This is a genomic window from Segatella copri, assembly GCF_015074785.1.
In the GTDB taxonomy this organism is placed as follows: Bacteria; Bacteroidota; Bacteroidia; order Bacteroidales; family Bacteroidaceae; genus Prevotella.
The window spans coordinates 65,228-87,309 of record NZ_CP042464.1 but is presented as its reverse complement, the minus strand read 5'-3'; the positions used below and the strand labels follow the sequence as shown (position 1 = coordinate 87,309).

General features: G+C 48.1%; 20 protein-coding genes and 1 tRNA gene. 7 read left to right on the top strand and 14 right to left on the bottom strand.

Features of this window, described 5'->3' with window-relative positions:
- Positions 1 to 275 precede the first annotated feature (275 nt).
- The 3 genes from carB to FO447_RS00310 all read left to right on the top strand — a co-directional run bounded on the left by carB (position 276) and on the right by FO447_RS00310 (position 7,799).
- A complete protein-coding gene (gene carB, locus FO447_RS00320) occupies positions 276 to 3,506 on the top strand; it encodes a carbamoyl-phosphate synthase (glutamine-hydrolyzing) large subunit (RefSeq protein WP_200758433.1) in 3,231 nt (1,076 codons plus the stop codon).
- Positions 3,507 to 3,650: 144 nt separating this feature from the next.
- On the top strand, positions 3,651 to 5,810 hold the full coding sequence (locus FO447_RS00315) for a DNA topoisomerase 3 (protein WP_200757181.1): 2,160 nt from the start codon (positions 3,651 to 3,653) through the stop codon (positions 5,808 to 5,810).
- Between the two features lie 6 nt (positions 5,811 to 5,816).
- On the top strand, positions 5,817 to 7,799 hold the full coding sequence (locus tag FO447_RS00310; protein WP_200757179.1) for an OmpA family protein: 1,983 nt from the start codon (positions 5,817 to 5,819) through the stop codon (positions 7,797 to 7,799).
- Between the two features lie 286 nt (positions 7,800 to 8,085).
- Here the strand turns inward: FO447_RS00310 and FO447_RS00305 are convergent, their stop codons facing one another.
- The 3 genes from FO447_RS00305 to FO447_RS00295 all read right to left on the bottom strand — a co-directional run bounded on the left by FO447_RS00305 (position 8,086) and on the right by FO447_RS00295 (position 9,888).
- Positions 8,086 to 8,538 (bottom strand): DUF5056 domain-containing protein, encoded by a 453-nt coding sequence (locus FO447_RS00305; protein ID WP_200757176.1) that lies wholly within the window; start codon positions 8,536 to 8,538, stop codon positions 8,086 to 8,088.
- Positions 8,528 to 9,067 carry an RNA polymerase sigma factor gene (locus FO447_RS00300; protein ID WP_118153604.1) on the bottom strand — a complete coding sequence of 180 codons (540 nt, stop codon included), beginning with the start codon at positions 9,065 to 9,067 and terminating at the stop codon, positions 8,528 to 8,530. Before FO447_RS00300 ends, FO447_RS00305 begins: the two co-directional genes overlap by 11 nt.
- Before the next feature lie 86 nt (positions 9,068 to 9,153).
- On the bottom strand, positions 9,154 to 9,888 hold the full coding sequence (locus tag FO447_RS00295; RefSeq protein ID WP_118190048.1) for a DUF6249 domain-containing protein: 735 nt from the start codon (positions 9,886 to 9,888) through the stop codon (positions 9,154 to 9,156).
- Positions 9,889 to 10,022: 134 nt separating this feature from the next.
- Between FO447_RS00295 and FO447_RS00290 the strand changes: the two genes are divergently transcribed.
- Positions 10,023 to 11,438 carry a methyltransferase RsmF C-terminal domain-like protein gene (locus FO447_RS00290; protein ID WP_200757174.1) on the top strand — a complete coding sequence of 472 codons (1,416 nt, stop codon included), beginning with the start codon at positions 10,023 to 10,025 and terminating at the stop codon, positions 11,436 to 11,438.
- A gap of 67 nt (positions 11,439 to 11,505) precedes the next feature.
- Complete coding sequence (locus FO447_RS00285) at positions 11,506 to 12,045, top strand: dihydrofolate reductase (protein ID WP_200757172.1); 540 nt, start codon at positions 11,506 to 11,508, stop codon at positions 12,043 to 12,045.
- A gap of 38 nt (positions 12,046 to 12,083) precedes the next feature.
- On the opposite strand, the gene FO447_RS00280 is transcribed toward FO447_RS00285, so the two are convergent.
- The 9 genes from FO447_RS00280 to FO447_RS00240 form a co-directional block, all read right to left on the bottom strand.
- Positions 12,084 to 12,602: an Lrp/AsnC family transcriptional regulator gene (locus tag FO447_RS00280; protein WP_200757170.1), complete on the bottom strand. Its 519-nt coding sequence runs from the start codon at positions 12,600 to 12,602 to the stop codon at positions 12,084 to 12,086.
- Between the two features lie 81 nt (positions 12,603 to 12,683).
- A complete protein-coding gene (locus FO447_RS00275) occupies positions 12,684 to 13,148 on the bottom strand; it encodes an ExbD/TolR family protein (protein WP_006847784.1) in 465 nt (154 codons plus the stop codon).
- Positions 13,145 to 13,762, bottom strand: a complete 618-nt coding sequence (locus FO447_RS00270; RefSeq protein WP_200757168.1) for an ExbD/TolR family protein — start codon at positions 13,760 to 13,762, stop codon at positions 13,145 to 13,147. The genes FO447_RS00275 and FO447_RS00270 overlap by 4 nt, the downstream gene beginning before the upstream one ends.
- A gap of 43 nt (positions 13,763 to 13,805) precedes the next feature.
- Positions 13,806 to 14,318, bottom strand: a complete 513-nt coding sequence (locus FO447_RS00265; RefSeq protein ID WP_118139471.1) for a hypothetical protein — start codon at positions 14,316 to 14,318, stop codon at positions 13,806 to 13,808.
- A gap of 12 nt (positions 14,319 to 14,330) precedes the next feature.
- Complete coding sequence (locus tag FO447_RS00260) at positions 14,331 to 14,993, bottom strand: MotA/TolQ/ExbB proton channel family protein (protein WP_006847787.1); 663 nt, start codon at positions 14,991 to 14,993, stop codon at positions 14,331 to 14,333.
- Positions 14,994 to 15,067: 74 nt separating this feature from the next.
- Positions 15,068 to 15,155, bottom strand: a tRNA-Ser gene (locus tag FO447_RS00255).
- 140 nt (positions 15,156 to 15,295) lie between these two features.
- The gene (locus FO447_RS00250) at positions 15,296 to 16,132 is read right to left on the bottom strand and encodes a TatD family hydrolase (protein ID WP_200757166.1); all 837 of its coding nucleotides are present in this window, start codon (positions 16,130 to 16,132) and stop codon (positions 15,296 to 15,298) included.
- Positions 16,133 to 16,151: 19 nt separating this feature from the next.
- On the bottom strand, positions 16,152 to 17,126 hold the full coding sequence (locus FO447_RS00245) for a polyprenyl synthetase family protein (RefSeq protein ID WP_200757164.1): 975 nt from the start codon (positions 17,124 to 17,126) through the stop codon (positions 16,152 to 16,154).
- 41 nt (positions 17,127 to 17,167) lie between these two features.
- Positions 17,168 to 17,893 carry an energy transducer TonB gene (locus tag FO447_RS00240; RefSeq protein ID WP_022121382.1) on the bottom strand — a complete coding sequence of 242 codons (726 nt, stop codon included), beginning with the start codon at positions 17,891 to 17,893 and terminating at the stop codon, positions 17,168 to 17,170.
- Between the two features lie 102 nt (positions 17,894 to 17,995).
- Between FO447_RS00240 and porQ the strand changes: the two genes are divergently transcribed.
- Positions 17,996 to 18,943, top strand: coding sequence for a type IX secretion system protein PorQ (gene porQ, locus FO447_RS00235; protein WP_200757162.1), 948 nt, complete (start codon positions 17,996 to 17,998; stop codon positions 18,941 to 18,943).
- 27 nt (positions 18,944 to 18,970) lie between these two features.
- Positions 18,971 to 19,663 (top strand): (d)CMP kinase, encoded by a 693-nt coding sequence (cmk, locus tag FO447_RS00230; protein ID WP_117727261.1) that lies wholly within the window; start codon positions 18,971 to 18,973, stop codon positions 19,661 to 19,663.
- Between the two features lie 409 nt (positions 19,664 to 20,072).
- Here the strand turns inward: cmk and FO447_RS00225 are convergent, their stop codons facing one another.
- Together FO447_RS00225 and FO447_RS00220 are read right to left on the bottom strand one after the other, a co-directional pair.
- The gene (locus tag FO447_RS00225) at positions 20,073 to 20,963 is read right to left on the bottom strand and encodes a 4-hydroxy-3-methylbut-2-enyl diphosphate reductase (RefSeq protein ID WP_200758432.1); all 891 of its coding nucleotides are present in this window, start codon (positions 20,961 to 20,963) and stop codon (positions 20,073 to 20,075) included.
- 13 nt (positions 20,964 to 20,976) lie between these two features.
- On the bottom strand, positions 20,977 to 22,041 hold the full coding sequence (locus FO447_RS00220) for a DUF1573 domain-containing protein (RefSeq protein WP_118153581.1): 1,065 nt from the start codon (positions 22,039 to 22,041) through the stop codon (positions 20,977 to 20,979).
- Between the last annotated feature and the right edge of the window lie 41 nt (positions 22,042 to 22,082).

The window sequence follows — 22,082 nt, the reverse complement described above, 5'->3', positions numbered from 1 at the left end:
TTGCTATTTGTTTATTCTTTTTCTACATGACTAAAAGTCGCTGCAAAAGTAACAAAATAATTGCAAAAATACGACTTTCTAGAGAAGAAATAATAATAATTGATGTTATTTAACTGTAAAGATTTGCAGAAAATTTGGAATAATCAAATAAATAGCGTAACTTTGCATCCCAAAATAGTGTGTCTACCATTTGTGAACTAAGCCAAATGCAGTTTAGTTGCTAAAAACATAAATAACAAGACATATAAAGAACAAACTTATAGTTATATATAATGATGAAGAAACAGCTTAAGAAAGTCCTCGTTCTGGGTTCCGGTGCTTTGAAGATCGGCCAGGCAGGTGAGTTTGACTATTCCGGTTCGCAGGCTCTCAAGGCTTTGCGCGAGGAGGGTATTAGTTCCGTCCTCATTAATCCAAACGTTGCTACAATTCAGACAAGTGAAGGTATTGCTGACAAGGTTTATTTCTTGCCGGTGACACCTTTTTTTGTAACTGAAATTATCAAGAAGGAGCGCCCAGACGGCATCATGCTGGCTTGGGGTGGACAGACGGGTTTGAACGTTGGTACAGAACTTTACCTCAACGGTGTGCTCAAGGAGTACGGTGTGGATGTGTTGGGTACTTCGGTAGAGGCAATCATGAACACAGAAGACCGCGACCTCTTCGTAAAGGAGCTTAACAAGGTTGACCTCAAGGTTCCAGTAAGCCACGCTTGCGAGAACATGGAGGAGGCTGTGGCTGCGGCACGCAACATCGGCTACCCTATCATGATCCGTTCTGCCTACGCGCTGGGTGGTCTCGGTTCTGGTGTCTGCAAGACCGAAGAGGAGTTCAAGGAGATTGCTGAATCTGCCTTCACTTTCGCACCTCAGGTACTCGTTGAGGAGAGCCTGAAGGGATGGAAGGAGATTGAGTTCGAGTGCATCCGTGATGCTAACGACCGTTGCTTCACCGTTGCCTCTATGGAAAACTTCGACCCACTGGGTATCCACACGGGTGAGTCTATCGTGGTGGCTCCTACCTGTTCTCTTACCGACGAGCAGGTGAAGATGTTGCAGGACATCGCCGTGAAGTGCGTCCGTCACCTCAACATCGTGGGTGAGTGCAACATCCAGTATGCTTTCAATGCAGAGACCAACGACTACCGTATCATCGAGATCAACGCTCGCTTGAGCCGTTCTTCAGCCCTCGCATCTAAGGCTACCGGTTATCCGCTCGCCTTCGTTGCTGCCAAGATTGCCCTCGGTTATACACTCGACCAGATTGGCGAGATGGGTACTCCTAACTCAGCTTATGTGGCTCCATCACTCGACTATATGATCTGCAAGATTCCTCGTTGGGACCTTACCAAGTTTGCCGGTGTAAGCCGCAAGATTGGTTCTTCCATGAAGTCTGTAGGCGAAATCATGTCTATCGGCCGCTCATTCGAGGAGATGCTCCAGAAGGGTCTCCGTATGATTGGTCAGGGAATGCACGGTTTCGTAGGCAACGACCATACCAAGTTCGAAAACCTGGATGAGGAACTTTCTAACCCTACCGACCTCCGTATCTTCGCCATTGCCCAGGCTCTGGAGGAAGGCTACACCATCGAGCGCATCGAGGAGTTGACCAAGATTGACCCTTGGTTCATCGAGCGCATGAAGAATATCGTAGATTACAAGCACAAGCTTTCTGAATATAATACTCTGGAGGAGATTCCAGCCGAGGTATTGCGCGAGGCTAAGGTATTGGGCTTCTCTGACTTCCAGATTGGCCGCTTCGTATTGAAGACTCAGAACACAAACATGGAGAAGGAGGTGCTCGCAGTTCGTGCCCAGCGCAAGAAGCTGAACATTCTTCCTGCCGTAAAGCGCATCCCTACTGTGGCTAGCGAGCATCCTGACCTTACCAACTATCTCTACATGACTTACGCTGTAGAGGGTTACGACATCAACTACTACAAGAACGAGAAGTCTGTCATCGTTCTCGGTTCTGGTGCTTACCGCATCGGTTCTTCTGTAGAGTTCGACTGGTGTTCAGTAAACGCCATCAACACAGCCCGCAAGTTGGGTTACAAGTCAATCATGATCAACTACAACCCGGAGACCGTATCTACCGACTACGATATGTGCGACCGTCTCTACTTCGATGAGCTTTCATTCGAGCGTGTACTCGATGTCATCGACCTGGAGTCACCACGTGGTGTGATTGTTTCTGTAGGTGGTCAGATTCCAAACAACCTGGCTATGAAGCTCCATCGCCAGTCTGTGCCAATCCTGGGTACATCTCCTGTCAACATCGACCGTGCCGAGAACCGCGGTAAGTTCTCTGCCATGCTCGATAAGCTCGGTATCGACCAGCCTAAGTGGAGCGCCCTCACATCAATGGAGGATGTTCAGAAGTTCATCGACGAGGTAGGCTATCCTGTTCTCGTTCGTCCATCTTACGTTCTTTCTGGTGCAGCCATGAACGTTTGCCACAATGATGATGAGTTGCGTCGCTTCCTGGAGGCAGCTTCTGAGGTTTCTAAGGAGTACCCAGTGGTTATCTCTCAGTTCATGACCGAGACCAACGAGATTGAGTTCGACGGTGTTGCCCAGAATGGTGAGATTGTAGAGTATGGTATTTCAGAGCACGTAGAGTATGCAGGTGTTCACTCAGGTGACGCCACCATGACCTTCCCAGCTCAGCAGATTTCCTTCGCTACAGCCCGTCAGATCAAGAAGATTTCACGTGCCATCGCCAAGGAGCTCAACATCTCGGGTCCTTTCAATATCCAGTACTTGGCTAAGGGTCGCGATGTGAAGGTGATCGAGTGTAACCTCCGTGCATCCCGTTCATTCCCATTCGTGAGCAAGGTATTGAAGCGCAACTTCATCGAGACAGCTACCCGCATCATGCTCGATGCTCCATATCAGAAGCCAGACAAGTCTGCCTTCGATATCGACCGTATGGGTGTGAAGGCATCCCAGTTCTCATTCGCCCGCTTGCAGAACGCCGACCCAGTTTTGGGTGTGGATATGAGTTCTACCGGTGAGGTAGGCTGTATGGGTGATACTTTCGAGGAGGCATTGCTCAACTCTTTGATTGCCACCGGCTACAAGATTCCTTCAAAGGACAAGGGCATCATGCTTTCAAGCGGTGGTGCTAAGGAGAAGGCTTCTCTGCTCGACGCAGCCCAGGCGCTGGTAAAGAATGGTTACACCATCTACGCTACAGCCGGTACAGCGAAGTTCCTGAACGAGAACAACGTGAAGGCTACAGCCGTAGGATGGCCTGATGAGGACCACAAGGATCTTCCTAACGTGATGCAGATGATTGCCGACCACAAGTTCGACCTCATCGTCAACATCCCTAAGAATCACACCAAGCGTGAGTTGACCAATGGTTACAGAATCCGTCGTGGCGCCATCGACCACAACATTCCTCTGATCACCAATGCCCGTCTGGCTTCCGCCTTCATCGAGGCATTCTGCACATTGAGCCAGGATCAGCTTCAGATTAAGAGCTGGCAGGAGTACGAGTAATCGCACGCGGATTTATATAAAATACGCCCTGTAAGGCCCAAGCCTTACAGGGCTTTTTTATTCCCTGCCATGAGAAAAAGGAGGCGAAATGATGGCTATCTCATTATTTTATTGTACCTTTGCAAACAGAAATTAGAATAAAACATGATAGTTTGTATAGCAGAGAAACCGAGTGTGGCTAAGGATATCGCCCGAATCATCGGGGCTACCACGGCACGCGACGGTTATATGGAAGGTAATGGTTACCAAGTAACATGGACCTTCGGCCACCTTTGTGAGCTGAAGGAACCGGATGATTATACTCCGATGTGGAAGCATTGGAGCCTTTCGGCGTTGCCGATGATTCCACAGCGTTTCGGTATCAAGCTCATCAACGATGAAGGCATCAAGAAGCAGTTTGCTACCATCGAGAAACTGATGCAGGCTGCCGACAGCATCATCAACTGCGGTGACGCCGGACAGGAAGGAGAGCTTATCCAGAGATGGGTGATGCAGAAGGCACAGGCAAAATGCCCCGTCAAGAGACTGTGGATTTCGTCCATGACCGATGAAGCCATCAAGCAGGGCTTCCAGGAACTGAAAGACCAGGGGGAATATCAGTCACTCTATCTAGCCGGACTTTCCCGTGCCATCGGCGACTGGATTCTCGGCATGAACGCCACCCGACTTTACACATTGAAATACGGTCAGAACCGACAGGTGCTCAGCATCGGCCGGGTGCAGACCCCTACCCTTGCCCTCATCGTAAACCGCCAGAAGGAAATCGACAACTTCGTTTCCGAACCTTACTGGGTACTCGCCACCATCTACCGCGACACCCAGTTTACCGCCACCAGCGGCAAGTTTACCAGCAAGGAGGAAGGCGAGAAGGCTTTCAGCACCATCGCCGGCAAACCCTTCACCGTTACCGATGTAAGTAAGAAGAAGGGAAACGAGGCGCCACCTCATCTCTACGACCTCACCTCGCTGCAGGTGGATTGCAACAAGAAGTTTGCCTACTCTGCCGATATTACGCTGAAGCTCATCCAGAGTCTCTACGAGAAGAAGTACACCACTTATCCTCGTGTAGATACCCAGTTCCTGACCGACGATATCTATCCGAAATGTCCGCAGATTCTGAACGGAGTAAGTCAGGCAAAGATCATGAGTCAGCAGAAATACCTCCCGCTCATCCAGCAGCTCGCAACAATCAGCAAGAAATTGCCGAAGAGCAAGAAGGTTTTCGATAATAGCAAGGTAACCGACCACCACGCCATCATCCCAACCGGTGTTCCGCCAACCGGACTCACCGATATGGAGGCAAACGTGTATGATCTCATCGCCAAGCGCTTCATCAGCGTGTTCTATCCGGATTGTAAATTCTCCACCACCACAGTTTTGGGCGAGGTAATCAACGAAGACGGACCGAAACCGGAAAAGATAGAGTTCAAGGTGAGCGGTAAGGAGATTCTCGAACCAGGCTGGCGAGTAGTCTATGCCAAGGATGTAAAGAATGCAGATGACGATGATGCTTCAGATAACGCCAACGGAAATGCAGACTCCGGAAACGGTGCCAAGAAGGAAGTGGTAGAAGAAAGAACCCTCCCATCCTTCACAAAAGGCGAATCGGGAGACCATCAGCCTACCCTGACGGAGAAGTGGACCACGCCACCTAAGTATTATACCGAGGCAACCCTGCTGCGTGCGATGGAGACAGCCGGTAAATTCGTAGAAGACGAAGAACTTCGTGCGGCGCTCAAGGAGAACGGAATCGGCCGACCATCCTCCCGTGCCGGCATCATCGAGACCCTCTTCAAGCGCCACTACATCCGTCGCCAACGCAAGAATCTGATGGCAACCCCGACAGGCATCGAACTCATTGACACCATCCATGAGGAACTGCTGAAGAGTTGCGAACTGACCGGTATCTGGGAGAAGAAACTCCGCGACATCGAGCACAAGACCTACGATCCTGCCGACTTCATCAACGGACTGAAAGAACAGATCAACAAGATAGTCATCGATGTGTTGTCAGACAACAGCAACCGGAGAGTGACCATCATGACAGAGGAAGACCTCAAGAAGAAACCGGCTGCCAAGAAACCAGCTGCCAAGAAAGCTCCAGCCAAGAAAGCCGATAAGGCTGCAGCACAGAATACAGATTCTCAGAATGCCCCTGCTCAGCCAGCTCCAGCTGCCGACCCAATGGTTGGCAAACCATGTCCGCTCTGCGGCAAGGGCGTCATCATCAAGGGCAAGACCGCCTATGGCTGCAGCAACTGGAAGGCAGGCTGCCAATATCGCCAGCCATTCTCACAGATGTAAATCAATATGAAACAAATAAGACTTTATCAAATCATAACAGCAATCAGCTGCCTCTTTCTGATAAGTTGCGGCATTGAACAGAACCTGAAGAAAGCAGACAAGCATCTTTCTTTAGGCGAATACTTCGATGCGGCAACCCAATATAAAAAGGTGTACACCAAGACACCTACCAAAGAGCGGGCTGCCCGAGGCAAGGTGGCTCTAAAGATGGCACGCTGCTATGATAAAATCAACAGTACGCCGAAGGCACTGGCTGCCTACAGCAACGCCATCCGATACAAGCAGGCAGACCTCAACGACCGCCTGGCTTACGCCCGGCTTCTCCTGAAGAACGGAAGTTACAGACAGGCAGCCAAGGAATTCGAATTCCTGCTCGATTCCATGCCCGACAATGTGCTGGTAAAGAACGGACTCGAATCGGCACGAAAAGCCCCAGTCTGGAAGAAGGAAGGAAGCCGGTACAAGGTAAAGCGGATGGATGTTTTCAACTCCCGAAGAGACGACTATTCGCCGATGTTCCTCAGCGATGACTGCAGTCAGCTCTATTTCACCTCAACCCGTAACGAAGCCCAGGGCAGCGACCTGAACGGAGTGACGGGAACGAAATCTGCCGACATCTTCTTCTCTGAAAAGAACGACAAAGGCAAATGGAGCAAGCCGGAAGCCATCGGAACCGGTCTCAACACCGACTACGAAGAGGGCGCATGCTGCTTTACCCCAGACGGCAAGCAGATGTACCTCACCCAGTGTACCACCGATCCCACTTCGCCCCGCTTAGCCCAGATAGTAACCTCCAACCGCTCAGATGCAGCCTGGAGCAAGCCTACAAATCTGGAAATCAGCAAAGATACACTCAGTTGTTTTGCCCATCCAGCCATCTCCCCTGATGGCGAATGGCTCTATTTCGTATCAGACATGCCGGGCGGAAAGGGCGGTCTCGACATCTGGCGAGTGCGCATCACTCCTGCCGGACTGGGCGGTGTAGAGAACCTGGGAGAACCAATCAACACCCCAGGCGATGAGATGTTCCCTACCTTCCGTCCTAACGGCGACTTTTACTTCAGCAGCAACGGTCATGTGGGAATGGGCGGACTCGACATCTATATCGCCAAAGTGAATTCCATCACCCGGAAATATGAACTCACCCACCCCGGCTATCCGCTGAATACAGAAGCCGATGACTTCGGAATGACTTTCGAGGGTCTCCACAACCAGGGCTTCTTCTGCTCTAACAGAAAAGACGGAAGAGGCTACGATCATATCTACTCCTTCGAGAATCCGGAGATTGTTACCACAATGAAGGGATGGGTTTACGAGAAAGACGGTTATGAACTGCCTGCCGCAGAGGTGAGAATCGTAGGCAACGACGGAACGAACAGGAAACTATCCGTCAAGGGCGACGGTTCGTTTGTCCTCCCTATCAATCCGCATGTCGACTACCTGGTGATGGCATCCTGCAAAGGCTACCTCAACCACAAGGAAGAACTTCGGGTTGATTCGGCTAAAGAGAGTAAGGAATACGTGCTCCAGTTCCCGCTGGCTTCCATCACAGCCCCTGTACTCATCGACAACATCTTCTACGATTTCGACAAGGCAACCCTTACCGAAGCCAGCACAACAGCCCTTGACCAGCTGGTAACGCTGCTGAAAGAGAACCCGCACGTTACCATCGAACTCAGCGCCCATTGCGACTACAAGGGAAACAGCGAATATAACAAGCATCTGTCTCAGCGCCGCGCCCAATCGGTAGTAGACTATCTGATAAAACACGGCATAGAGAAAGAGCGCCTCACCCCTGTGGGCTACGGCAAGGAGAAGCCGAAGAATGTGCGCAAGAAACTCACCGAGAAGTATCCTTGGCTCAAGGAAGGCGATGTGCTCAGCGAAGAATTTATCCTGAAGCAGAGCAAGGAGCATCAGGAAATCTGCAACCAGCTGAACCGCCGAACCGAGTTCAAAGTGCTACGCACTACCTATAAATTGTTTTAGAAACCGATATCATAAGCATAGGTGCTCTACTGAAAAAGTAGCAGCACCTATTTGTTTTTCTATATTCAGCAATATTAAATCTTCGTTCATCGACGCTGAATGTCCGTTCAGCGACGTTGAATGTACGTTCAGCGACGTTGAATGTCCGTTCAGCGTCGATGAACGGAGAATTAAAGAGCATAAAGATGATATTTATAGTAATAAAAAACTCTTTCTATTAGCACTAAAAACTATTCTGCTAATAGAAAGAGTTGATCATTCATACAATTGATATCAGGGAAGAAGCCTACTGACGCGCATCAGCCAGTTCATTATATCCCCAAACCATGATGAGGACAACGATGCCAGCCAGCACCATCAGGAGATTCTGAGAGTGGGCGATGGAATCTGCCAAATACGTAAGCGCACGCGAGCCGGAGAGGAGGAAATCTATCTTCATAGAGAAAAGCCACCCCTGTATCTGCTCCCATCCCTGACAGACTACTGCTATGATGATGCCTGCTGCCACACAGACTGCAGTCCATAAATGTTCCAGACGCTGGCGCTTAACCAGCGACATCGCAGTATCAGTTTCGGGTAAAGCCGGCAAAGCCTGCATCACCCTGTCGGAGAATCCGTCATCAGGAATCTCTGACATCTGGCAATCGGAAAAGAACATCTGCAAGAGTTCTTCATCCTGAGGGTTCAACGGTTCCCCTTTCATGCTCTCCAACTCCTTATCATTTATCTTATCGGTCATAACCATTCTGTTTTAAGTAACTTGCAAGTTTCTGTTTTCCTCGAGAGAGATGCGACTTAATGGTGCCTTGCGCCATTCCCGTCACCTCTGCAATCTTATCTATAGAGAGTCCATCCATCAGCTGCAGCGTGATGCATGTACGTTCATTTTCACTCAATATCTGTAATGCCTTGAGCAAATCCATCTTCAATCCGGCATGGGCACCCTGTGCATTCTTACTGGAAACGGCAGGCGTATCGATGTCCTGCGTCTCCTTATGACTGCGGGTATAATCATACCATACATTATAGGCGATGCGGTAGAGCCAGGTGGAGAAAGAGGCTGTACCCCTGAAACCGGACAGATGGGTATATGCCTTGACAAAGGTATCCTGAGCCAAGTCGTCACTCAGCTGCGCATCCCCCAGCGTCTGCCGCAGGAAGAACCCACGAATGGGTGACTGATACTTCCTGACCAGCAGGTCGAACGACTTGCGGTCATGAAGCATCACCACCTTCGTGACGAGAGAGATATCGGATAACTTTTCCACCTTATATATATTAACTAATAATTGTTGTTCTTTTCCTTGTGACTTCCCCTCCTATTGAGAAGCCATGATATATTGAATGTCGGCTGCTAGACCGGAGTTCCATTATATCCCGTGCCCTGATCGCCATGACGGTTCTTCCACCAGTCCTTGATGGCAGGAAGCGAGCCGATAATGGTCTGACCGATGCCATAGAAGAAGACCAGGGCTCCGATGCCAGCCAGGAAATCAGCATCCCACCAGGCAAACATGGCGCACAAGCCGGCTCCCAGGAAGGCATTTCTCAATCCACGCTTTACCAGATACTCATCGCTCTGCTTGTCTATCGGCCGGTCGCTTTCCGGAACATTGATGCCCTTCTCCATCGCCATTTCCGCCAGTTTCATCCGGTCGTTATGGCGGCGAATCAGATATCTGATAACCAGAAATACGATGATCAGCGGAGCAAAGACAAACAGCAGACCGAAGATGATACAGAAGATGATCATAACAGCCAGCGCTCCGCCACCAAATACCGAACCGATGAAATCGAACGGATCATCATAGTTGTCTAAACTGTATCTAGAATGAACAGACCTATTATCATTCTCATCATAATCATCATAGTTAGCCGAATCTGTACTGGTTGTATCAGAATAAGCCTCCAATGCCTCGTCGTCTTTATCCTTCGAAGCAGATGGCTGTGCGGCAGATGCAGGGGCAGCCTTTGAATCTACCTGTTGGGTAGTTGGATGATAACGATGTTTTGGAGCAGAAGACGCCAAAGACACTTGGGTGGCTCCGATGCTCATAACGAGCGCTAATGCCAATATTGCTTTCTTCATATCATTATTTTTTTATTGTTTTTACCTTGTTATTTGAAAAATTTCTGCTTCTTAGACGCATCTCTTCGCGATTTAGTTGCAAAGAAACGAAAAATTTCTTATTTTTGCAAACAAATTAAAGAAAAAGAGACAGAATGAAGACATTACCTGAAGATTTCAGAACATATACGCAGGCGCTGATGGGCGAAAAGCTGTATCAGCGTCTGGAGCATGCTATCCTTGAAGAGGAGGTACCAACCAGCATCCGCATCAATCCTTTCAAATGCAAGGATGCTGATGGCAAACCGGTTCCCTGGTGTCCGGAAACCGGACGTTATCTCTCTACCCGTCCCGGATTCACCTTCGATCCGCTGCTGCATGCCGGCTTATATTATGTACAGGAAGCCTCATCTATGTTTGTTGATATGGCTATCCGACAGTACGTAAAAGAACCGGTGATGATGCTGGATCTCTGTGCTGCCCCTGGCGGAAAGTCGACTGCCGTAAGGGCTGCCTTGCCGGAAGGGAGTCTGCTCTTCAGCAACGAACCGATGCGCACCCGCTCGCAGATTCTTGCCGAGAACGTACAGAAGTTCGGTCATCCGGATATGATTGTAACCAACAACTATCCCCGCGATTACAAGAAATCGAAGTTGCAGTTTGATGTGATCCTTACCGATGTTCCCTGCTCCGGCGAAGGAATGTTCCGCAAAGATGAAGGGGCTATCGGCGAATGGAGTACCCAGAATGTGAACAACTGCTGGCAGCTGCAGCGCGAAATCGTATCGGATATCTGGAACTGTCTGAAGCCAGGCGGTATCCTGATTTACTCTACCTGCACCTTCAATGCGCACGAAGATGAGGAGAACGTTGCCTGGATATGCGAAGAACTTGGCGCTGAAGTGATGGCACTGGAGGGTGTAGAAGATACATGGAACATCACCCGCAACCTCACGGGCACCGACTTCCCTGTTTACCGGTTCATTCCTGGCGTTTCGCGAGGCGAAGGTCTGTTTATGGCGATTCTGAAGAAAGAGGGCGAATGGGAAGCCGGCTCACAAGCCAAGGAGAACAGAAAGGATAAGAAAAAGAAAGACAAGAAGGTGGCTAAAGGAAAGGGACCGGAGATTCCGGACGGCTGGCTGAAGACTGATACGGAATGGATGCCTGCAGAAAGCAACGAGACTGTTTACGCCATTCCGGGCAGATGGAAAGACATCTACGACCAGGCTGAAAAGAACCTGAAGGTGCTGCATGCAGGTGTGAAACTGGGAACAGACAAGGGAAAGGGACTTATCCCCGACCAGGCTCTCGCTCTCTCTACGATGCTCAACAAAAATCACTTCCCACAGGTGGAGTTATCCTACGAAGATGCCATCCGCTACCTTCGCAAGGAGGCTGTGAATCTACCTGCCGATACGCCTAAGGGTTATGTTCTGGTAACCTACAGACAGGTTCCGATAGGCTGGGAAAAGAACATCGGCAACCGTGCCAACAACCTCTATCCGCAGGAGTGGAAGATCAAGAGTAGCCATGTTCCGGAAGAACAGTTTACAGTTAACAGTTTATAGTTAACAGTTTACAGCAAGAATGAATAATTCAACATTCAACACTCAACATTCAACATTAAAATAAAAAATGTTCAGCATCATTGCCTGTATATCAAAAGTGCATAGAGCTATCGGGTACAAGAACCGGTTGCTCTACGCCATCCCATCGGACATGACCCGATTTCGTATGCTCACAACTGGACATACGATTATCATGGGCAGGAAGACATTTGAGTCGCTGCCGAACGGAGCCTTGCCCAACCGCCGCAATATTGTTATCTCGAAGACAAAAGAGCAGATAACAGGGTGCGAAGTATACACCTCTCTGGAAGAAGCGCTGGCAGCAAGGAAAGAATCTGTTGGAAGCAAAGAAGCGGCAGCAAGCAAAGAAGCGATTGGAAGCAAAGAAGCATCAGATGAATGTTTCATCATCGGAGGAGCCAGCATATATGAACAGGCTTTGCCTTTTGCAGACAAGCTTTATCTCACAATCGTAGAAAAGGAGCCTGAACATGCCGATACCTTCTTTCCGGAAATCAATCCGGCAGAATGGGAAGTGACAGAAAAAGAAATGAGGAATGAAAACGGCTTACCGTTCACATTCCTCACCCTTTATAGAAAGCAGTAATCCCGCAGGGAGCTACTGCTTTTTTTCTTTTTTATATCTTATTTCTCTGCTGCAGCCTCCTCATCAGTTTCCTCTTCTTCATCGTTGAAGCTCTTGAGGTCCTGCATAGAAAGCTGACGGTTGATAGATGCATTAAAAGAGATGATGGTCTCGCTGCGAGACAATCCCAGTGGCTGCAACTTATCATGGATGATTTCCAGGAGATGGTGGTTGTTCAGCGCGTAAATCTTGATAAACATATCAAAGCTGCCTGTAGTATAGTGGCACTCTACAACCTCAGGAATCTTCTTCAACTCCTCTACAACCTGGTCAAACTTCTCAGGCTCCCTCAAATAGAGTCCCATATAGGCACAAGTTTCGTAACCTATCTTTTCTGGGTCAATGATGAATTGTGAACCCTTGATGATACCAAGATTTGTAAGTTTAGCTACACGCTGATGAATGGCAGCACCGCTCACATTGCAAGCGCGTGCCACTTCCAAAAATGGAATACGGGCATCCTGAGAAATCAGCTTCAGAATCTGCCTATCTAATGAATCTAAAATTTGTTTTGACATAATACTAATAATTTGCTTGCAAAGATAATACAAAAAATTAATAAAAGCAATTTTTTAAGAGAAAAAAATGATAAATTAATATTATTTTCCTTTTTCTGTAGCAGAATAACTGATTTTTAATGCTTTTGCCTGGCGCAAAGCCTGCTTTACATCGGTTATCACACCCATCTTGGTTTCCTGATCCGCTTTGATTGATACGGTCATCAGCTTCTGGTCTTCCGGTGACATACGCTTCTTTTCTGCCGAAATGTAATCCATCACTTCGGGAGCCGAAGCAAACTTGTCATTCAACTGGATCTGGGTACCGGTACCATACTTAGCCTGCATCTCTTTGGTTGGTTTACCTATATAGATATGGCTCACAGCCGATTTCTTGGTCAGGCGGGTGAGTTCCTTGCCTTGTGGCAAACGGCAGTCTACCTTCAAGGTAACCTGGCGCATGTGGGTAACAATCATAAAGAAGAACAGTACGGAGAAAATCAGGTCTGGCAGAGAAGATGTATTCAACCCTGGCACTTCATGCGATTTCTTATGAAAATTCATCATTGTTTACCTCCTTTCTGCTGTTCTGTAGCTGTTTCTGCCGATTTTTCTTCCCCTTGCTTTTCTTCAGCATTGGCATCAACACGCTGGTCGGTTTGAGTCATTGCGTTGGCATACGACTCTGTGATGCGCTGCGGACAGATGTTGCGCACCTGTTCTTTCTGGTCATTGTTCAAGAGGGCATAATTCCTGTGATATTTCTTCTGGGCTGTTTCGTTGCGTAGCTGGCTATATGCTTCCATCAGCTGATTCTGCATCTGGAAATAGAGATTATAGTCGGCATCGCGGTCACTCTCGATAGAGATGAGATGTTTCTTGCCCAGGCGGTGTACAAAGCGGATGGTTTCTTCCTTGAGCTGGCTCACCTTCATCGGCTTGTCATTAACCAAAAGCGTATCGCCAGCTGTCAGGCGCAGCGCCATCAGGTTAGCCTTGTCTACCGCCGTCTGCTGCTGCTCCTTCTTCTGCGGTTCAGGTGAAGGGAGTTGGCGCAACAGTCCCTTATCCACATCCATCGATGTGGTGACAAGGAAGAATATCAACAGCATGAACGAAATGTCGGCTGTAGATGTGGTATTCAGTCCCGGGGTTTCGTGTTGCTTCCTTCTAATCAGCATATTTAATCCTTATTTATAGAATAGAGAGCCCAAAGAGCTCTCTTTAGTTTTTCTTCCGAATATAACGTGTGGCACCGAAACAGACGGCACCGATTCCTGCCACCAGCATCAGGAGCGATGTGATGACAAACATATCTGAAAGCTTGAGCCAGAGCCAGTCGGCATAATTCTCGCCATTGATGAGCATCGGAGCAGAACCGCCCAAAAGGAAGGTAAGCAGCAAAACTGCCAAAGTTCCGATCCATGTGATGCGGAAGATGCGGCGCACGGGAATGCCATTCACTACAGCCTCCGACTTGCTGCTGCAATAATCTCTGATCATCGAAAAGACTGCCAGACCTGTACCTCCTATCAGGAAGAGCCACATCAGCAGGATGAGCACATCGGTAAAGAGAGGCGCATTAAAGTCGGGGTTCTCTTCGAAAGGCAAATCGTAGCCTACCAAAAAGAACAGACCGAAAACCAGCACCGCCAATCCTATCATGATATAGAACACCTGCTGCGATATCTTTTCGGCCGACTTCGTCTTCTGCTTTGAAAATTGAAATTTAACCATTTCTCTCTTCGTTTATTTATTCTTGGCAATAATATCCATTAAAGTAACCGCCGACTCCTCCATCTGGCTTGTCAGGTGCTCCACCTTAGAAAGGATGTAGTTATAGAAAACCTGAAGGATGAGGGCTACGATGATACCGAAGATAGTAGTGATGAGCGCCACTTTCATACCCGAAGCAACGATAGTAGGACTGATATCGCCCGCCTGCTGAATCTGGTCGAACGACATGACCATACCGATTACGGTTCCGAGGAATCCGAGCGATGGCGCCATAGCGATAAAGAGTTTGATCCAAGAGCATCCCTTCTCCAAATTAGCCGCCTGAACGGTACCATATCCGCTTACCGAGCGTTCGATGTCATCAAGACTCTCGCTGATATGCATCAAACCCTGGTAGCAGATAGAAGCCACCGGTCCGCGGGTATTCCGGCAGAGCGTCTTAGCCCCTTCCACATCTCCCGCCGACACCTTCTGGTCGATATCCTGCATCAACTTCTTGGCGTTGATTTCAGAAAGACTCAGATAGATGATGCGCTCGATACAGAAAGCCATACCCACGATGAGGGCGATGGCAACGAGAGACATAAATCCCGCATTACCCTCTATAAACTTTGTCTTAAGAGCTTGATGAAATCCCATGTTCTCTTCTTGAGCCATCATAGGCAGAGAACACATCCATGTGAAAACCAATATTGCAAAACGTGCAATAGCTGTATTTTTCTTCATATACCTTATTATATATATAAAAGCGGAAAGAGGGGGATTCGAACCCCCGAACCGGTTTTGCCGGTTACACGCTTTCCAGGCGTGCCTCTTCAGCCACTCGAGCACCTTTCCATATTCCGAAGAACTCTTCTTAATCGCCGCAACATGCTGCTGCAACAATTTCGAAGTGCAAAATTATTGCTTTTCCTCCGAAATACCATAACTTTCATTGTTTTTTTATGTTTATTTAAGGAGTTTTGAACGCTTGCGTCCTATACTTGCGATACGGATAGCGGAAAAACCCGCTCTGCATTGAGGTTGGTCTGTCGGGCAAACTCCTCTTCGCTTATGCCATAAGCCTTGGCGAGCGTCTTCATCACTTCTACCACGAAAGCACTCTCATTACGCTTGCCGCGATAAGGAACAGGCGCCATATACGGACTGTCGGTCTCCAGAACGATGCGATCCAGAGGAACTACGGCAGGGAGGTCTTCACGCAGATGACTGCTCTTGAAAGTAGATACGCCACCGACGCCCAATACAAACTTATCGAACGAGAGGAGTTCTTCTGCCTCCTTCTGATTGCCCGTAAAGCAATGGAAGACGCCACCCGGCAGTTCTTTCTCATACTTTCTGAGCAGATGTACCATCTCGTTCTGCGCCTTGCGGCAATGAATCATCAGCGGGAGCTGGGTTTCTACCGACCATTTTACCTGTTCCTCGAAAGCCTCGAGCTGCTCGTTTTCGAACTCACGGCTCCAGTAATAATCAAGTCCTACCTCTCCGATGGCGATCAAGTCAGAAAACTGAGGAGAATCCGCCTGACTGGCATTACCGGTCATGCGATGCTCCTCCAGTATCTTCCGGAGTTCAGCCAGCTGTTCCTTCCAGTCAGCCTTCACCTCTTCAGGATGCAGACCAATCATCGGATAAGCATAGCCCGGATATTCCTTAGCCAATGCCAGGACCGCGTGTGTGGTCTTCACATCGATGGCAGGCAAGAACACCTTGCCTACCTCCGCTTCCTTGGCACGGGCGAAAGCCTCCGCCCTATCCTCATCAAACTCTTCCGCATCGAAATGCGTATGTGTATCTATTACTTTGAACATTGAACTTTGAACTTTATGATTAGTACTGTCGCTTCATCATTTTCTGAGCATACTTTGCCAATTCCTCCTTGCGCTCAGCAGGCACATTCACAGCATCCAGATACTTCTTGCTCTGCTCGAAATAATAAGCAATCTTATCCTGCGCCATTTTGTCGATACCTATCTCGTTGTAAAGACGGGTAACGGCAGCCACCTTCTCCTTGCGGTCGAACTCCTCGGCATCAACCCACTTCTGCAGTTCTGCACGCTGAGCGTCGTTGGCATGGTTGAAGGCATTGATGAGCATGTAAGTCTTCTTGTTAGATGTGATATCGCCACCAATCTCCTTACCGAACACCTTGGTATCGCCGTAAACATCGAGGTAATCATCCTGCAACTGGAACGCCAATCCTATCTGCTCGCCAAACTTATACAGGTTCTCTGCATCCTCATCAGAAGCATCGGCAAGGATAGCACCCATCTTCAGGGCACAAGCCAGGAGTACGCTGGTCTTGAGGCGGATCATCTCGATATATTCCTCCTCCTTCACATCGTTACGGTTTTCAAACTCCATATCAAACTGCTGACCTTCACCAATTTCCAGGGCAGTGGTCGTAAAGAGTTTCAACACCTTGGCAAGATGCTTTTCATCACATTGAGCCATACGCTCATAAGCCAGAACGAGCATGCTGTCGCCCGAAAGGATTGCCGTATTGGCATCCCATTTCTTATGAACCGTTTCATGACCGCGACGCAAATCAGCATTGTCCATCAGGTCATCATGCAGCAAAGTATAGTTATGATAAGTTTCCAGGGCAACGGCATTCATCAGAATCTTCTCAGGTTTGTCCTTGAAAAGATTGTAGCCCAGAAGCATGAGCGTAGGACGAATACGCTTGCCACCCATAGAAAGTACGTATCTGATAGGCTCATAAAGAGACTTTGGCTTTCTTTCGTAAGGCAAATTAGCCAGAAACTCATTTACCATGCTTAAAATTTCATCTGCTGTCTTCATAATAATGTATAATTTATAATGTATAATTTACAATGAACAATTTATAGCTGGAACACTACCGGGATGGCAATCATCGTGCGACAGACCTTGCCTTTATCGATGCCCGGTTTCCACTTCGGCATCATCTTCATCACTCTCAAAGCCTCGTTGTCGAGCAATGGATCTACCGAAGTGCTTACCTTGATATTGGCAACACTTCCATCCTTGTTTACGATAAAGGATACCACTACGGTTCCCTGAATCCTACTCTTCTGGGCAGCTACAGGGTACTTCAGGTTCTTGGTAAGCCACTGCATGAAGGCAGACCAGCCACCAGGAAACTGCGGTATCTTCTGCACGACGGTCAGTTTGATAGGAGCCTCAGCTCCCGGATTTTCAATGGGAGTTTCAGGAACCGCTTCCTTCACCTCTGCTCCATCCACTACACCCGAGCCGTCGCCGATAACCAATTCGCTGGTTGTAGAACTGATTTTCTGCGGTGCCTTCTGAGTCTGTTGCTCGGCAGCCTTCACTTCCTGAGTAATTGACTTAGAAGCAGGAGCCGAAACAGCCTCTGCACTCACCATATCTTTCAGGTCGGGACGAGCCGACATTTCCAGATCCTGTGAAAGATCTTCCATCGATTCCGACAAGTCATCATCTCCCTGCGGACCTCTCTGATATTGGAGCCCTACGAAGATGAAAGTAAAAGCCAGCAGCAACCCCAGCAGGAAAAATGTAACCCGCTTATCTTCCAGTTGTGCGCTATTTGATTTCTTAATTTCCACAATAAAAACCGTTTAAAATCGTTATTTCCTACGAAAACATTGCAAAATTACTTCTTATTATTGAAAAAAGCAGTATCTTTGCCAAAGAATTAGAAAATTTAAATGAAAAAATATGTAATTTCCGCTATATTGACGCTTTTTGCGACAATTATTGATGCTCAAGAGAGCCAAACGGAGTATAATTTCCTTCGCTTGCCGGTGAGTGCTCACGCAGCTGCTCTGGGTGGCGACAACATCACCTTGATAGAAGATGATGAGGCACTCATATTCCATAATCCGGCTCTCCTGTCATCAGTAAGCGACAAGACGGTCAATCTCAATTATATGAACTATATGTCGGGGGTGAACACTGCCTCGGCTAGTTTCAACCGTACTGTCAACGACAAGGCTTCGTGGGCTGTTTCGGCTCAGCTTGTTGACTACGGCAAGATGAAAGAGACGGATGAGAACAACATCCAGATGGGTGAGTTCTCGGCAAAGGATATTGCCGTTGCGGGTTACTTCTCTTATATGCTCGGTGAAAAGTTTGCAGGTGGTATTGCCGCCAAATTCATCACTTCGTATATTGGCGATTACAATTCTATCGCTGTGGGAGTAGATCTGGGTATCAACTATTACGACCCTGAAACGGAATGGTCGGTTTCATGTGCGGCAAAGAATCTGGGTGGACAGCTGAAAGCCTACGATAATGAATACGAGAAGATGCCGATCGACCTGCAGTTGGGTGTGACGAAACGCTTCGCCAACGCACCGTTCAGGGTATCAGCCACACTGGTCAACCTGAACCATTGGGACAGCGGTCTTCGTGATCATGCCGTAGTAGGTGCCGACATACTGCTTTCAGAAAGCCTGTGGATAGGTGCCGGCTACAACTTCAGGAGAGCCAACGAGATGAAAATCAGCACCTCAGAAGATGAAGGAAGCAGTCATGGAGCCGGTTTCTCTGTGGGTGGCGGTATCAACCTGGAGCGCTTCCATCTGAACGTTGCCTACGGCAAATATCACGTCAGTAGCAGCAGTCTCATGCTGAACGTAAGTTACAGATTATAAATTATACATTAAAGTTAGTTCGAAATTATGAAGAAAATAACAATAGCAATAGACGGATACTCTTCTTGCGGTAAGAGTACGATGGCAAAGGATCTTGCCAAGGAAATAGGTTATGTTTATGTAGATACGGGCGCGATGTACCGCTCGGTAACCCTCTATGCGCTGCGTCATCAGCTCTTCGAAGCAGATGGAGCCGTAAAGACTGAAGAACTGCAGAAGGAGATGAAGAACATCAGCATCTCATTCAAGTTTAATGCAACAACCGGTCGCCCAGACTGCTATCTGAACGGCGAACTGGTAGAAAAGGAAATCCGTTCGTTAGAGGTTTCTAACCACGTTAGTCCGATTGCCGCCGTTCCTTTCGTCAGAGAGGCGCTGGTAGAACAGCAGCAGAAGATGGGCGAAGACAAGGGCATCGTGATGGATGGTCGCGATATAGGTACCACCGTGTTCCCTAATGCCGAACTGAAGATTTTCGTTACAGCCAGCTCACAGGTGAGAGCACAGCGCCGTTTCGATGAACTGAAGGAGAAAGGAATGCCAGCCGACTTCGATGCGATTCTGAAGAATGTAGAGGAGCGCGACTATATCGATACCCACCGCGAGACTTCCCCACTCAGAAAGGCTGATGATGCCATTACGCTCGACAACAGCAACATGACCATTCCTGAACAGAAGGCATGGCTGATGGAACAATATCAAAAGGCAATAGCAGAATAAGCTACAGAAAAGAGACTGCCGGGTTATTTATGCAAAAATACGTTAAATATACTATTTTTACCGATAAATTTATTTTATTCGATGAAAAAGATTTGGAAAAAAAACTTCAATTTAGTATCTTTGCAATCATATTAACAAGGTAGTAATGATATAGATTATAAATTTTGAGTTAATTACTGTTTTTTGAAGGTGATAGGTCTTCGGGAGAAGATTTATCACCTGTTTTATTTTCAGACAGTTTATAAAAGATAAACCCACTTGACGCTGTAAAACACAGCGTCAAATGGGTTAACTAATTAATAACCAGCATATTAAGTTTTTCTACCAACGATAAAACTATCCTATACCCTTGTTACCGCAAAACGCGGTAGCAAGGTGGTTAACTAACTAACAATCAACGCATTAAATCTTACAACAAGAGAGCCGAACTTTCCTTGATAATCTTATCCTTGCACTCTTCCATCAGCCACTTCGGCGTACTGGTAGCGCCACAGATACCTACCGTTTCCACATCCTTGAACCAGTTCATATCTATCTCGTCGGCACTTTCTATCTGGTAGCTGTTGGCATTCACGCTCTTGCATTCCTTGAAAAGCACCTTACCGTTCGAACTCTTTCTGCCACTCACAAAGAGGATGACATCATGCTTGCTGGCAAAGGCAGCGATGTTAGGCATGCGGTTAGCCACCTGACGGCAGATGGTATCGAAACTCTTGAAGACAGCACCCTCAACAATATGCTCCTGGCAGTATTCGATGATGCGGTGGAACTCATCGAGACTCTTGGTAGTCTGGGAGTAAAGATAGATATCTTTAGAGAAATCCAACTGACCGCTTTCCTTCAGCTGCTTCACATCCTCAAACTTCTCTACCACGATGGCATGACTCTCCGTCTGCCCCACCAGTCCGAGCACCTCAGCATGCCCATTCTTGCCGAAAATCACGATCTGCGCCTCCGGATTGTTGACATACTGCTTCTTGATGCGGCGCTGCAACTGGAGCACCACAGGACAGGTAGCATCGATGATTTCGATGTTGTTTCGCTCGGCAAGGGCATAAGTTTCAGGCGGTTCACCATGAGCACGGAGCAAGACCTTTACGCCCTGTAGTTCCTCCATCTGCTCATGGTCTATCGTGATGAGTCCCGCTTCATGCAGGCGCTCCACCTCCATACCGTTATGCACAATATCGCCCAGGCAGTAAAGTTTACCGCCCTTAGCCAACTCCTCTTCAGCTTTCTTGATGGCAGTGGTTACGCCAAAGCAGAACCCACTGCCGTTATCTATTTCTATCTGCACGATATTCGTTTTTAATTCATTGTACATTAATCTTCACCACCACCTTAGCATGGTCAGGATCATTCGTAATCATGAGGATACGAGGGTGTCTGACACGCGATTTCTTCAAGTCGGCAGCCACAGCCGTCACCTTCATCTTAACGGTCTCTCCTGGCTGAATCTTACTCTTCTTCAGGTTCACCTGCAAGCCCATCGTAAACATCTGCATGCTGCGGATATCCAGTTCCGACTTACCCTTATTGGTAATCAGAATCTCACCCTTCAGTTTCTTCTTTCCATTGAAACTACCCAGATTGAGATCGGTGGCAGACATCTCTAGCTTCGGAGCCAGTGCCTTCCTGGCTGGAGTCATGTTCTCGAAACCAGGAAGAAGAACTGCAGAAACCACGATTTCCTTCTCAGGCGCAATCTTATCGCCAGGACGCTCACCGAGATAAACCGATGTCTGGTTCAAGCCCAGGTCGCGCAGTTTCTTGGAATCCAGCACGAAACTGATTTCGGCAGAATGACGCGGAGCTACCTTGGAAGGCGATACGAAAGCATGAAGATAGGATGGCAGATGCATCACTACCGGCTCCAGTAATTCGTCGGTAGGATTGAAGATATGGATGCGCTGAACCGGACGGTCGCCACGGTTCACGTCATCAAACTCCACCTCCTGGGCATCACTCTTGATGACACCCAGCATCTCATCGTAAGAACCAGCGAAATCTACTACGCTGCCCACTACCTTTCCCCTCATAGAGAGGATGAACGGCTCTTCATCCGCATTGGTATAGAGGCAAACCTGCTTGGTGAAAGTACCCATCTGCTTGGCATCGTATACCGCCTTGATGACGAAACTTTCGCCGGCAGCTATGCCCGTCTTCGGATAATCTACCTCCGTACAGCCGCAGCTTTTCAACACATTGTTGATAACCAAAGGCTTGTGCCCGTCATTCTTCAGCACGAATTCGGCAGTTACAGGCTTGCGGAACACCACCTGTCCGCAGTCTACCACCTCGTGCTGGGTTGTAATCTTCTGTGCTGATGCAGGCAGCGCCAACAGCGCTGAGAGCATCCATATATTCATCCGTTTCATACTATTCTATTTTAAATTATCAATCTATAAACTTTTAACTA

Coding starts and splice junctions, on each gene's coding strand:
- carB (WP_200758433.1), top strand. CDS start 276: ATGAAGAAACAGCTTAAGAAAGTCCTCGTTCTGGGTTCCGGTGCTTTG.
- FO447_RS00315 (WP_200757181.1), top strand. CDS start 3,651: ATGATAGTTTGTATAGCAGAGAAACCGAGTGTGGCTAAGGATATCGCC.
- FO447_RS00310 (WP_200757179.1), top strand. CDS start 5,817: ATGAAACAAATAAGACTTTATCAAATCATAACAGCAATCAGCTGCCTC.
- FO447_RS00305 (WP_200757176.1), bottom strand. CDS start 8,538: ATGACCGATAAGATAAATGATAAGGAGTTGGAGAGCATGAAAGGGGAA.
- FO447_RS00295 (WP_118190048.1), bottom strand. CDS start 9,888: ATGAAGAAAGCAATATTGGCATTAGCGCTCGTTATGAGCATCGGAGCC.
- FO447_RS00290 (WP_200757174.1), top strand. CDS start 10,023: ATGAAGACATTACCTGAAGATTTCAGAACATATACGCAGGCGCTGATG.
- FO447_RS00285 (WP_200757172.1), top strand. CDS start 11,506: ATGTTCAGCATCATTGCCTGTATATCAAAAGTGCATAGAGCTATCGGG.
- FO447_RS00280 (WP_200757170.1), bottom strand. CDS start 12,602: ATGTCAAAACAAATTTTAGATTCATTAGATAGGCAGATTCTGAAGCTG.
- FO447_RS00275 (WP_006847784.1), bottom strand. CDS start 13,148: ATGATGAATTTTCATAAGAAATCGCATGAAGTGCCAGGGTTGAATACA.
- FO447_RS00270 (WP_200757168.1), bottom strand. CDS start 13,762: ATGCTGATTAGAAGGAAGCAACACGAAACCCCGGGACTGAATACCACA.
- FO447_RS00265 (WP_118139471.1), bottom strand. CDS start 14,318: ATGGTTAAATTTCAATTTTCAAAGCAGAAGACGAAGTCGGCCGAAAAG.
- FO447_RS00260 (WP_006847787.1), bottom strand. CDS start 14,993: ATGTGTTCTCTGCCTATGATGGCTCAAGAAGAGAACATGGGATTTCAT.
- FO447_RS00250 (WP_200757166.1), bottom strand. CDS start 16,132: ATGTTCAAAGTAATAGATACACATACGCATTTCGATGCGGAAGAGTTT.
- FO447_RS00245 (WP_200757164.1), bottom strand. CDS start 17,126: ATGAAGACAGCAGATGAAATTTTAAGCATGGTAAATGAGTTTCTGGCT.
- porQ (WP_200757162.1), top strand. CDS start 17,996: ATGAAAAAATATGTAATTTCCGCTATATTGACGCTTTTTGCGACAATT.
- cmk (WP_117727261.1), top strand. CDS start 18,971: ATGAAGAAAATAACAATAGCAATAGACGGATACTCTTCTTGCGGTAAG.
- FO447_RS00220 (WP_118153581.1), bottom strand. CDS start 22,041: ATGAAACGGATGAATATATGGATGCTCTCAGCGCTGTTGGCGCTGCCT.